The sequence below is a fragment of the Megasphaera sp. DJF_B143 genome (assembly GCF_900320625.1).
Classification (GTDB): Bacteria; Bacillota; Negativicutes; order Veillonellales; family Megasphaeraceae; genus Megasphaera; species Megasphaera hexanoica.
Map to the genome: position 1 here is coordinate 1 of NZ_ONTA01000206.1, position 12697 is coordinate 12697.

At 49.2% G+C, this 12697-nt stretch carries 12 protein-coding genes; 8 read left to right on the forward strand and 4 right to left on the reverse strand.

The window, feature by feature from the left end; translation table 11 throughout:
- From nifJ to DBO31_RS06310, 5 genes are all read left to right on the forward strand, one after another.
- Positions 1 to 2416 (forward strand): pyruvate:ferredoxin (flavodoxin) oxidoreductase (gene nifJ, locus DBO31_RS06290; RefSeq protein ID WP_150824719.1); only part of this gene is annotated, 2416 nt, incomplete at its 5' end.
- 266 nt (positions 2417 to 2682) lie between these two features.
- On the forward strand, positions 2683 to 5058 hold the full coding sequence (locus DBO31_RS06295) for a phosphoketolase (RefSeq protein ID WP_113855331.1): 2376 nt from the start codon (positions 2683 to 2685) through the stop codon (positions 5056 to 5058).
- Between the two features lie 185 nt (positions 5059 to 5243).
- Positions 5244 to 5909, forward strand: a complete 666-nt coding sequence (locus DBO31_RS06300) for a 3'-5' exonuclease (protein ID WP_059077130.1) — start codon at positions 5244 to 5246, stop codon at positions 5907 to 5909.
- Between the two features lie 32 nt (positions 5910 to 5941).
- Positions 5942 to 6919, forward strand: coding sequence for an AEC family transporter (locus tag DBO31_RS06305; RefSeq protein WP_059077056.1), 978 nt, complete (start codon positions 5942 to 5944; stop codon positions 6917 to 6919).
- 18 nt (positions 6920 to 6937) lie between these two features.
- The gene (locus DBO31_RS06310) at positions 6938 to 7540 is read left to right on the forward strand and encodes a hypothetical protein (protein WP_150824720.1); all 603 of its coding nucleotides are present in this window, start codon (positions 6938 to 6940) and stop codon (positions 7538 to 7540) included.
- Positions 7541 to 7641: 101 nt separating this feature from the next.
- Here the strand turns inward: DBO31_RS06310 and DBO31_RS06315 are convergent, their stop codons facing one another.
- The 3 genes from DBO31_RS06315 to DBO31_RS09455 are packed head-to-tail and all read right to left on the reverse strand — an operon-like array spanning position 7642 to position 9512.
- Positions 7642 to 8166: a Gx transporter family protein gene (locus DBO31_RS06315; protein WP_113855333.1), complete on the reverse strand. Its 525-nt coding sequence runs from the start codon at positions 8164 to 8166 to the stop codon at positions 7642 to 7644.
- Between the two features lie 11 nt (positions 8167 to 8177).
- Positions 8178 to 8567 (reverse strand): NusG domain II-containing protein, encoded by a 390-nt coding sequence (locus DBO31_RS06320; protein WP_059077053.1) that lies wholly within the window; start codon positions 8565 to 8567, stop codon positions 8178 to 8180.
- A 12-nt stretch (positions 8568 to 8579) separates the two neighbouring features.
- A complete protein-coding gene (locus DBO31_RS09455; RefSeq protein ID WP_150824721.1) occupies positions 8580 to 9512 on the reverse strand; it encodes a PTS glucose transporter subunit IIA in 933 nt (310 codons plus the stop codon).
- A 137-nt stretch (positions 9513 to 9649) separates the two neighbouring features.
- On the opposite strand from DBO31_RS09455, the gene DBO31_RS06330 reads away from it, so the two are divergent.
- The 3 genes from DBO31_RS06330 (at position 9650) to DBO31_RS06340 (ending at position 12019) form a co-directional block, all read left to right on the forward strand.
- Positions 9650 to 10060, forward strand: a complete 411-nt coding sequence (locus tag DBO31_RS06330) for a PaaI family thioesterase (RefSeq protein WP_075581859.1) — start codon at positions 9650 to 9652, stop codon at positions 10058 to 10060.
- Between the two features lie 40 nt (positions 10061 to 10100).
- Positions 10101 to 10802 carry an RraA family protein gene (locus DBO31_RS06335; RefSeq protein WP_150824722.1) on the forward strand — a complete coding sequence of 234 codons (702 nt, stop codon included), beginning with the start codon at positions 10101 to 10103 and terminating at the stop codon, positions 10800 to 10802.
- Positions 10803 to 11119: 317 nt separating this feature from the next.
- Positions 11120 to 12019: a 5'-nucleotidase, lipoprotein e(P4) family gene (locus DBO31_RS06340; protein ID WP_150824723.1), complete on the forward strand. Its 900-nt coding sequence runs from the start codon at positions 11120 to 11122 to the stop codon at positions 12017 to 12019.
- A gap of 61 nt (positions 12020 to 12080) precedes the next feature.
- On the opposite strand, the gene DBO31_RS06345 is transcribed toward DBO31_RS06340, so the two are convergent.
- Complete coding sequence (locus DBO31_RS06345) at positions 12081 to 12446, reverse strand: helix-turn-helix transcriptional regulator (RefSeq protein ID WP_059077050.1); 366 nt, start codon at positions 12444 to 12446, stop codon at positions 12081 to 12083.
- Positions 12447 to 12697 lie beyond the last annotated feature (251 nt).

Genomic DNA, 12697 nt, shown 5'->3' on the forward strand with positions numbered 1-12697 from the left:
CCACATCAAATCCGTATTTGTCCATCTCATGAGCGACAGCCCGAAACAGCATTTCACCGTAGGTATCAATGATGACGTAACGAATCTGTCTATTCCTCTCGTACCGATGGATGTCAAGACGGACGGAATCATCAGCTGCAAGTTCTGGGGCTTCGGTTCCGATGGTACGGTTGGTGCCAACAAGAACTCCATCAAGATTATCGGTGATAATACGGACCAGTACGTTCAGGCTTATTTCGAATATGATACGAAGAAATCCGGTGGCGTTACGAAATCCCATCTGCGTTTCGGCAACCGCCCAATCCGGTCGACCTACTATGTCAAATCGGCTGACTTCGTAGCATGTCATAAAGAAGCGTATATCAAAGATTACGATATCGTCGGTGAAATTAAAGATGGCGGCATCTTCCTCCTCAACTGCAGCTGGGATCAGGCCGCTCTGGAAACCCACCTGAAAGCCAGCGTAAAACGTCAGATTGCCAATAAACATATTAAATTCTACACCATCGATGCGACGAAGATTGCCGCTGAAATAGGTCTGGGCAACCGTACCAATACGGTTCTGCAGGCTGCCTTCTTCAAACTGGCCAATATTATTCCTATCGATGATGCCGTCAAATATATGAAAGAAGCCATCGTCAATACCTATTCGGCCAAGGGCGAAAAGATTGTCAATATGAACTGTGAAGCCGTTGAACGCGGCGTATCCGGTGTTGTTGAAATCAAGATTCCGGAAACATGGGCTGCTGCGAAAGACGAAGCCGTCGAAGATATGACAAAAGATCTGCCTGATTTTGTCAAGAGAATCTGTATTCCGTCCAATCTGCAGAAAGGCGACGACCTGCCGGTCAGCGAATTCCTGCCTTATGCAAACGGCGATTACCCCGTAGGCAGCGCGGCTTATGAAAAACGTGGCATTGCAACCAATGTCCCGGTCTGGGATGTAACGAAATGCGTACAGTGCAACCAGTGCTCTATGGTCTGCCCGCATGCCGCTATCCGTCCGTATCTCCTCGATGAAAGTGAAGTAAAAGCAGCTCCCGAAGGCTTCGTGACGAAGAAAGCCGTCGGCAAAGGCCTTGAAAAATATGAATTCCGCGTTCAGGTATCTCCGCTCGATTGCTACAGCTGCGGTTCCTGCATTAAGACCTGTCCTGTACAGGCACTCTCCTTTGCACCGCTCGATTCCCAGCGCAAAGAAGCGGCAAACTGGGACTATGCCCAGACGGTCAGCATCAAAGATACGGGCCTCGATGAATTCAGTGTCAAAGGCAGCCAGTTCAAACTGCCGTATCTGGAATTCTCCGGCGCCTGCGCAGGCTGCGGCGAAACACCGTATGTCAAACTGCTGACCCAGCTGTATGGCGACCGCCTCTATATCGCTACGCCGGCTGGTTGTATGCAGGCGTGGGCTGCTGCACTTCCGTGCATCCCTTGGACGAAAGATAAGAACGGCAAAGGGACGGTATGGACGAACTCCCTGTTCGAAGATAATGGCGAATTTGGTTTCGGCATGTACCTGGCTCTCCATCAGCAGCGGGAAGATGTAAAGAACCATCTCGAAGCACTGGCTGGTCTCATCGATGAAGGTTCGCTCAAAGCGGCTATCCAGAAATGGCTCGACTCCTATGGCTGCCATAATGAAGGCGAAACGACGAAACAGATCAGCGCAGATCTGATTGCCGAACTGGAAAAAGCACAGCTTACAGGTAAAGCGGGCGAAGAAGTGGCTTATCTCCTGGCTCACAAAGAACACATCGGCAAGAAGACCGTCTGGATCGTCGGCGGCGATGGCTGGGCATATGATATCGGTTATGGTGGTCTGGACCATATCATGGCAACGACGGAAAACTTCAACGTTCTCGTCATCGATAACGAAGTATATGCCAACACCGGTGGCCAGTCCTCCAAGGCTACACCGAAAGGCGCTGTGGCACAGTTCGCTGCTGCCGGCCGCCGGACCAATAAGAAGGACCTGGGCCGTATTATGATTGGCTATGGTCACATCTATGTCGCCTCTGTCTCCATGGGCGCTAACCCGGCTCAGATGATGAAAGCCCTCAAAGAAGCGGAAGCGTATGATGGCCCATCTATCGTCCTGGCTTACAGCCCGTGCATCAATCACGGCCTTGTCAAGGGCATGAGCACGGCACAGATGGAAGAAAAGAAAGCCGTCGAATGCGGTTACTGGCCGCTCTACCGGTACAATCCGGCTCTGGAAGCAGAAGGCAAGAATCCGTTCAGCCTCGATTCCAAGGAACCGAACGGCAAATATCGTGAATTCCTGATGGGTGAAACACGGTATGCTGCACTGACGCGTACTTTCCCGGAAGTAGCCGATCAGCTCTTTACGGAAGCCGAAGCTGCTGCTATGAAGCGGTATAAATTCTACAAGAGACTGGCTGCAGAAGTCTGATAGTCAGATTTATAAGAAAGACAATAGGAGCTGTCGCATGCATAACGGAGCGGCAGCTCCTATTGTTATACCTTTAAACTCATGAACGAGACTGTTGCATTAAGCGTAAATACGTAATGCGACAGTTTCGTTCTTTTTTTACAAAGGGCATTATCTTTTTTTTATGATTATTACAAGAGATATTTCTTGCAATGTTGAACATAGGATGTTACAATATAGCCGTAATCAGAAATGACGTACCTGAGGATTCAGAAAGGAAGGATAACATGACTGAAATGGTAACGAATGAAGTACCAGCAAGTAATGCCTATCTGGAAAAAATGAACAAGTTTTGGCGTGCTGCCAATTATCTGTCAGCCTGCCAGCTGTATTTATTGGATAACCCGCTCCTGAAAAAGCCGCTTACGCCGGACATGATAAAAAAGAAAATCGTCGGCCACTGGGGAACTGTACCGGCACAGAATTTTGTATTCGTTCATATGAACCGCCTGATTAAACTCTATGACCTGGATTTGATTTTATTATCCGGCCCGGGTCACGGCGGAAATTTCTTCATTGCCAATGATTATCTGGATGGATCGTATAGTGAAATTTATCCGAATATCTCTCAGGATGAAGCAGGGATGCAGAAGCTGTTCAAACAGTTTTCCTTCCCCGGTGGCGTGCCCAGCCACTGCGCTCCGGAAACGCCGGGCTCCATCCATGAAGGCGGCGAACTGGGTTATTCTATTGCCCACGCCTGTGGGGCTATTTTTGACAATCCCGACCTGATTGCCGCTACTGTCGTAGGTGATGGCGAAGCCGAAACGGGACCGCTGGCAACGTCTTGGCAGTGCAATAAATTCATCAATCCGATTACAGACGGTGTCGTACTGCCCATCCTCAATCTGAATGGATATAAAATTGCCAACCCGACTATCTTCGGGCGTATGTCCCACCAGGAACTGGTCGATTTCTTCCACGGTTGCGGCTGGGAACCGTACTTCGTCGAAGGCGACGATCCCATGACGATGCACCGGCTGATGGCAGATACGATGGATACGGTCATTGCCAGAATCAAAGAAATCCAGGCCCATGCACGGCAGCAGAACGATGCCACACGCCCCGTATGGCCGATGGTCATCCTGCGCACACCCAAAGGATGGACCGGTCCGAAAGTAGTCGATGGCAAACGCATTGAAGGAAATTTCCTGGCCCATCAGGTGCCAATTGCCATGGATAAACCGGAACATCTGCAGCTCCTTTCCGATTGGCTGCATAGCTATCATGCAGAGGAATTATTTGATGAAACGGGAAAACTGCTCCCGGAATTGAGAGCACTGGCACCGGAAGGCGACCGCCGCATCGGTATGAATCCTCATGCTAATGGTGGTATCCTGTACCGAGAACTGCGGCTGCCTGATTTCCGTGACTATGCCTTTGACATTGGTAATCACGGGGAAAAAGACAGCCAGGATACGCAGAACCTCGGTCCGTATATCCGTGACATTTTCAAACTGAATGACGATGCAAAGAATTTCCGGATTTTCTCTCCCGATGAAAACAATTCTAACCGCTTCCAGGCCGTCTTTGATGTAGAAAATAGAGACTGGAATGTACAGGCAACGGCAGAAGATGATCATTTATCGCCGTCTGGACGCGTCATGGATTCCATGCTGTCGGAACACATGTGCGAAGGCTGGCTGGAAGGATATCTTCTGACTGGCCGTCACGGCTTCTTTGACACCTATGAAGCCTTCTCGCGGATTGTCGATTCGATGGCAGCCCAGCATGCAAAATGGCTGAAAGTCTGCAATCAGCTCCCATGGAGACACAGCATTGCCTCCCTGAACCTCATGATGTGCTCGACTGTATGGCAACAGGACCATAATGGATTTACCCATCAGGATCCGGGCTTCATGGATCATATGGCCAATAAAAATGCCGATGTCGTCCGCATTTTCCTTCCGCCCGATACAAACTGCCTCCTGGCAACCATGGATACGTGCCTGCGTACCCAGAATTTTGTCAATGTCATCATTGCCAGCAAGCATCCCCGTCCGCAGTGGCTCTCTATGGAAGAAGCGGTCAAACACTGCACCCAGGGTATTGGCATCTGGGACTGGGCTTCCAATGACCAGGGACAGGACCCGGATATCGTATTTGCCTGCGCCGGTGAAACGCCGACACTGGAAGCTCTGGCTGCCGTATCGATTCTGCGGAAAGAACTGCCAGAATTGAAGATCCGATTCATTAACGTAGTGGATCTGTTCAAACTCCTGCCTCAGACAGAACATCCCCATGGACTGACTGATGTCGAATACGACATGCTCTTTACCAAAGACAAACCGGTCATTTTCAATTTCCATGGTTATCCCAAACTGGTCCATGAGCTGACCTATCATCGTCATAATAACCGTCTCATGCACGTCTGCGGTTATCGTGAAGAAGGGACTATAACGACACCGTTTGACGTGCGCGTACAAAATAATGTTGACCGTTTCCACCTCGTCCGCAGCGCTCTGAAACGACTCCCGAATCTTGGGAACCGGGGGGCTTACCTATTCCAGAAAATGAATGACAAGCTTGTTGAACACAAACAGTACATTCATGACAAGGGCGTTGATTTACCGGAAGTATCCCAGTGGAAATGGGAAGACTAATACATCACTAACCTCTTTCAGCATCACAAGACAAGAACTCCTGCCAGCACTGTATGGCAGGAGTTCTTGTCTTACTTCACAGAGTGTTTTTACTTGACGGATTACCGTGTGAAAGGGAACGGACTTGTGGTATAATTACATGATAAGCCTAAAAATAAGAGTGAATGAGAGATAGGATGACCATCATGAAATTAATATTCGTGGATTTTGAAATGAATCCCATTAGCAAGGAGCGTCGGCAGATACGAAAAATCTGCCCGGGAGAAATCATCGAAATAGGTGCGGTCAAACTCGACGAACAGGCGCAGGAAATCAGTAGCTTTAAAGAATATGTCCTGCCTAAATATGCGACAGAGATGGATGAGACTTGTCAGGAACTGACGGGAATCACCATGGACATGCTTCGTCAGGCCGACACGTTTGTACCGGCATTCCGGCGGTTTCTGGATTGGTGCAATGAAACCGGGGAAAATGATTATGAAATGTACGCCTGGAGTGAAAACGACTGGCGGCAGCTCCATAATGAAATGCGGCTGAAAAAAATCAATACCCAGTCGGACCGTGTGGCATGGATGCTGGGGCACTGGCAGAATTTTCAGCAGATATACTGCAATCTGCTGGGACTGGATAATGTCATTTCTCTGGACAAGGCAATCGAGACGACGGGGGAACCCTTTGACGGTCAGATGCATGACGCATTGTGGGATGCCCGCAATACAGCCAAATTATATATGTTGTCCAAAAAGAAAGAGGAATTTCGCAAAGTCATGGATTCCATCATCGAGGTAACGGCCTCGGCCGAACCGCTTACGTTTTCTATGGCAGAAGCCTTTAAAAAAGCCAGGCGATAAGGAAAAATAGAAGAGAAAGAAGGAAAGAGCTTTTGGGGGAAGTTGGTATCCGTATCATTTTTTTATTTATCGATGTGATCCTGCCTATGGCAGCCGGTTATGCGTGCAGACAGAAACAGTGGCTGGATGAAAAACAATGCAATATCCTTATCCGCATCAACATCACTATCATTACAACATTGCTGACGACGCTGACATTCTGGGTCCTTCCGATTAAGCCGCATCTCATGCTGCTGCCTGTTTTCATGGTGCTTAATGCATTTATACCTGTAGGGGTCATTTTTCTCTTTCACCGGCAGCGCAAATTCACATCCATGGCCGATCAGGGCAGTTATATCCTGGCGGCGCTCCTGACGAATCTGGGAACACTGGGCGGTTTGTGTGGCTATATCCTGTATGGTGAACGGGGCTTTGCTTATGCCCAGTTGACAGCCGTATTTCAGAATTTCGTCACCTTTTTTATTGCTTTTCCTCTGGGAGCTTATTATAAGTACAGTGCTGAAGCGGGCGGCCATCTCAATCTCGTTTCTATGAGCTGGCGTAAACTCTTTATCAACTGGAATCAGATGCCCGTCGTCGGCATGGCCCTGGGTATTGCCCTTTATGCTCTCGGGATTTCCAGACCACAAATACTGGATTATGCCTTTCAGGGGCTGATTCATATCGGGGCCTGGTCCGGGCTGGTACCGATTGGGTTCATGATAGAGTTTGCGGCTCTCTCCCGGTACTATAAGAAGACCTTTGACCTCGTACCCATCAAGCTGTTGGTGACGCCGGCTATCTGCTATGTCCTGGGCACATTCTGTTTCACCGATCCCGTTCTGATTGGGACGCTCATGATTCTCATGTCGATGCCGACGGCTATCTTTTCTCTCTTTGCCGTACGCTTATACAACCTCAATGTCAATCTGGCTATGTCCGCTTTTATTACGACGACGGCGTTTTATATATTCCTGTTTTATCCCGTTTTTTATTTTCTGGTTCACCTGGGATATCTTACCTTTACCTGATTTAATGAGAGGTGACTTATGATTTTAAAACTGAAGAAATCGTGGTTGTTTTTGTGCACAGCCTGTATCATGGCAATGTTTCTGGCCGGATGTGGTCATGCCGTCAACCTGACGGAAAAGCGCATTGACGGTATCGATTCCCAGATTACAATAGCACTGCCCGGCAATGCCCACGAACTGCCCCTGCCGGTCACATTGGATCCATTGACACAACGATACCTGAAGGGACAGCGTTTTTATGGGGAAATTAATCAGGGACTGCACATCGGAATCTTTACGGTCAGCATTGACTCGGGACAGATGTACAGTGACCTGCATCTGACGAATGGCCAGGATCTGGGAAATACGCTCAGCGAAAATATTGAACGGGCGTCTCAGGCTATTTTAAGCAGCATTGATGCAGAAAATGTATCTGCCATGCAGGAAGCTGCCAGTGTTTCCGGGGAACATGCGGTGAAACAGACCTATACGTTTACCGCCGATGATAAACGGATGAAGGCGCAGCTGTTGGGATTTTCCCATGGCAACGCTACCTGGGTCATCCTCGTCGCCTGTGATGCCGATTCTAAGAATGCCCCGGCTATTGACGACATCATGAAATCTGTTACGATAACAAAATAATAGTACAGAAGGAGCGGCTTTCATATGAAACAGCCATGGTTTCGTATGAAAGCCGCTCCTTTACATTTGTCGTTTGCAGCGAGCAGGATCTTTTTGGGCCGTCAGCATGTTTGCTGTATGCGCTTGTACAAAGGCAGTTTTTGCAGATGTTTCAATGTCACCATGGCGGTGATGCCAATGAGTATGCCTGTTCCCATTCCGGCAACTGCCAGTACGGGCAGGTACAGCATGATTTTCATGTTTTCTACGATGAAACATGCCACGAGGACCTGGCCGAAGTTGTGAAAAATGCCACCGGCGGCCGATACACCAATGAGGCTGAATTTGCCGCATTTCTGGAAAACCAGCATACTTCCCAGGCTGAGAGCGGCCCCGGATACACTGTAGAAGAAAGCGTTGATTCCGCCGCCAAAAGCGGTGGAAAGAATGATGCGGAGCAGGAGAATCAGTGCAACATCCCGTTTCCTGGGAAGGGCGTATAAGGCAATGACCGTAATCAGATTGGCCAGTCCCAGCTTGGCGCCGGGGGCGATGAACGGGACGGGAAGCATGCCTTCTACGATGTACAGTACCAGGGACTGGGCAACAAACAGGCTCAATATAATAAGGTGGAACGTTTTGTTCATAAGATACCTCTCTAACGGGCGCGGATAATATCGGGATCCGATGCATCATTGGCCTGGACTTCAACCATGACTTTATGGGGCAGACAGACGCTGGTCTGGCCGGGATTTTTCAAAAATCCTTCGTGGACGCATACCTGGTCAGGGCAATCGGCATCGATGATGGCAATTTCTTCATCGCGGATCAGGATGGTATTGTATCCGGATGATGTGCGGATAGTCAGTGTATCTGTCCCATGGTGTTCCGATAAAGGAATCGTTTTGTATTCCTTGCCGTCTACATAGATGATGGCGTGTGTGCCATTGGCAGAAGCAGCCTGACCGCTGGCCCAGAATAAGGCGGCAGGGATACAGGATAAGATGAGCAGACTGACGATGAGGGCGACATCCCATTTTCGTATCATATATTCACTCTCCTAAAACCAGACAGCTTCCTGACCGGTCTGGATAAAACCTTGATGTTTCAAATGAATGACGTTTTCTGGAGGCAGATCTGTGAAGATGCAGAAACAGGCATTGGACTGGGCATGAGTTTTTATATAGGCATCATCAAAGGAAAGGAGCCGGTCCCCCTTCCGGACTGTCTGACCGTCTTTGACATAAAAGGTAAATCCCTTTCCATTTAGTACATCCGTCCCTATGCCGACCTGCAGCATATACTCCAATCCGTCGGTTGTATGCATGCCGATGGCATTTTTTTCTTCAAAAATAAAAAAGACGGATCCGTCACAGGGAGCATACAGAATGGATTCAGACGGATAGATAAAAAAACCGTCTCCTGTAGATTTATGGGAATAGAACGGATCCGGTGCTTCCGAAAGAGGATGGAGCATACCTGTACAAGGCGCGTAGAAAATATGAGACTGCGGAGATGGAGATGACGGTGGGATGATGCGGGCGGCTTCTTCACCGGCTGCGATGCGGGGGCCGGCACAGAGCCGAACCTCCCAATGTTCCGGCAGCTCCGGGAAGAGGCAGATGCAGGCATCGGATGTTGCCTTTTCACAGATGAGTTTTTTATCGAAAGTTAGCAACCGGTCCCCTTTTTTGACGTGCTGTCCTGATTCGGCAAAGACCGTAAATCCTTTTCCCTGCAGCCGGACTGTATCAATTCCGATGTGGAGCAGATATTCTGTTCCATCTGCCGCTGTCAGTCCTATGGCGTGACGGGTATCAAAGACAAAGGTTACCTCACTGTCACAGGGCGCATAGACCGTATTTTCTTCAGGGTATACAAAAAAGCCGTCACCGGTCATCTTTTGAGCAAAGGCTTCATCCGGTGCGTCCGTGATTGGGTGAAGTTCTCCTGTAAAAGGGGAATTGAAAGGAATAGGTGATTCGTGTTCCACTGCTGCTATACCTCCTGCTGTCCCATGCCGTCTCTGTCATATTGCTGTTTGACAGGGCACGTCATGAGAAGTACTATTATATTGTAACATAAACCGAAGGATAAAGTAATCTAAATATAGATGAGGGTGTGATTGTGATGGAACCGACTGAACCGATGGAAGACCGGAATACATGGTGCTTCGTATGCGGTAAAAAGAATCCGCATGGACTGCATCTGGACATGCATTTGACAGAAGATGGCTGTTATGCCTGGTTTGTCCCGCAAAAACAGCATGAAAGTTATGATGACCGCATGCATGGCGGACTCATTAGTACACTTCTCGACGAAGTGATGGGGGATTTTATCTACCAGAAGACGGGGATACCGGCTTATACAGCCCGCATAGAAGTCCGTTTTCGCCATCCTGTGCGGATTGGGGAGAAAATTAAAATCGAGGGTAACGTAGTCCATCACCGGGGACGACTCTATGAAACGATGGGCAGGATTACCAAAGAAGATGGATCCATAGCAGCCGAAGCGACTGCCAAGATGATGAGTGCCAAATAAAGTATGGTACAGGATATATATCCGGAAAGGAGCGGTTTGTATGGAACAAAACGAACGATTGTATCAATTGAGTACACCTCTGTTAGCCGATGCCTGTATGCGTCTGGGAATCCCTGTGCGCTGTGCGCCCAGTAACCTGCAGGCACTGGAACCGGATATGCATTGTGTCGGACGGGTCTGTCCTGTCCGTCATGCAGGCAGTGTAGACATCTTTTTTGCCGCGTTGGAAGAAGCGCAGCCCGGCGATGTACTAGTCATTGATAATGGCGGTCGTACAGATCATGCCTGCGTTGGTGACCTCGTTGCCCGCGAAGTACAGGCTGCAGGTCTGGCGGGAATTATCATCTGGGGTCTGCACCGGGATACGTGGCAGATTCATGAAACGGGGTTACCGTTCTTTTCCCAGGGGCATATCCCTACCGGGCCCGTCAGACTGGACCGCCGGCCTGCGGCCGATGCTCTGGCCTGGGCCCGCGTAGGAGACTGGATTGTCGGTAAAAGCGATATCGTTGCAGGGGACCGCGATGGCGTCATCTTTTTGCCATCGGATAATCTGACGGACATCATCGAAGCGGGGGAATCCATCAAAGCGGCGGAAGAACGGCAGGCAAAACTTCTGAAAGAAGGAAGGAGCCTGAGGGACCAGCTGCATTTTAAAGAATACCTGGCCCAGCACAGCGTGACCCCATCGTACAGCTTCCGTGACCATCTGCGCAAAATCGGCGGTGCCATAGAACAGTAACCATGTAGATACATACTGCCTGTCCTGTTATCCGGGACAGGCAGTATGTATTTAAACTGATTTTATTCTCTTTCCGTCTTGCCTTCCCGGACATCCTGTGGTACTATACGCACAGGGCAGAAGATAATATCACCGTAGGTGAGTTATACTTTTCGTAGTGTCATTTGTTATATTTTTCACAACTGCCTGGATCCGAAGTGGACCGGGACGGTGACAGGGCAGGAGTCTGCCCGTTTTTACTTCGTTGTAGTATGCTTTCTGGCCCTGGCTGGAAAGCTTTTTCTTTTGCCCATAATTATCATTAGGGGGCATGTCTGATGCTGAAAGGAAAGAAAAAATTAGCAACTTTAGTAACGGTTTGTGTATTGGCAGGCAGCACGGCGATGGCTGCCGGTAGTCCGGCAGCGGTACCGGTGCGTACTGTCCCGGTCCGGCAATCGGCACCGGTGTCGGCGGGGACATCTGCCATTGATACATGGCGCACACAAAAGCAACTGGCGCAGGAAGAAACGATGGCACTTTTGTGGATGCGGTCTGCCGCAGAATACCGGGCACTTTGCTATCAGGGATACAATGCGGCTATGATGGAAGTGGATAAAGCACTGAGTGATCCGGCACGGAAGGGCAAACCGTTGGCTATTGTCCTGGACTGTGATGAAACGGTAACGGATAATACACCGGCTCTGGCAAAGGCGGCGGCCGATGGGAATGGCCAGTATAAGAGTATCTGGTGGCGCGATGTCGTTCATGAAGGTAAATCGGGCGCAATGCCGGGAGCCGTCGATTTTCTCCAGCAGGTAGATAAGAAAGGGCTGGCCATATTCTACGTATCGAACCGCTATGCGCCGGTCAATTATGAAGCGACAGAAGCCAATCTGAAGGCTCTGCGTTTTCCCCAGGCAGATAAAAAACACATCCTGCTCATGGAAAAGAGCGGCAATAAACAACTGCGTTTTAATACTATAACGGCTGATTATGATGTCGTCGTGTATATGGGGGATAATGCCGGGGACCTTCCCATCGGGACGAATGGTAAGAGTCTGACAGAACGCAATCAGATTGTCGATGCGCACAAGGCCGACTTCGGAACGAAATACATCGTCTTCCCTAATCCCGTATACGGGGCCTGGGTCAGTGCTATTGCCAAGAATTATCTTACCATGACACCGGAACAGCGCGATGAAGTCAACCGGGAATTTCTGACAAAAAACTATTAATAGAGATGGCAAAAGATGGCCGCATGTCGTAGTGACATAGGCCATCTTTTTTTACGTACCTTTATCGATTGCGCTGATGGATGAAAGCAGCGTAGTCGGCGATGCTGAAGAGTTCTTCCGGGGATACTTCCAAAAGAAGGCGGATGGTATCGACCAGTTTTGTTTCATATGGTACATGAACTGGTTGTGTAGCCGTGGAAGTGTCCGGACCAGCCGGTCTGGTCAGATCTTCCATGCTGGTATGGAAATAGGCAGCGACATCCTTCAGCCGGTCCTTGCGGGGGAATTTTTCTTCTTTAAGCCAGGCCGACAGTGTCGTCGGTTTTATCCCCAGGTCCAGACAGACTTGTTTTTTCGTCAGTTTCTGTCCGGCAAGCAGCTGCTGGAGATGAAAGCTGAAATTTTTTTTCTTTTCATCGTTTTTCATAATGGGCCTTCCTTTATCATGAGATACGGAATTTAGTATATCACAAAAGAAAGCATAAAAAAACAGGGAATTTTCATGGTCCGGATTAGATTAACATGTCAGTGTTTTTCCATCTGACGAAATGCAGATGGCGTGGGAGAGTCCGGCCAGTTCCAGCTGCTCCTGCAATATGCGACGCATAAAGAGATTGTGGGGGGCGCTGTCCAGGTGGGTGGTGATAATCTGTGCTGTCGGGAGAGCGTGGTGCATGG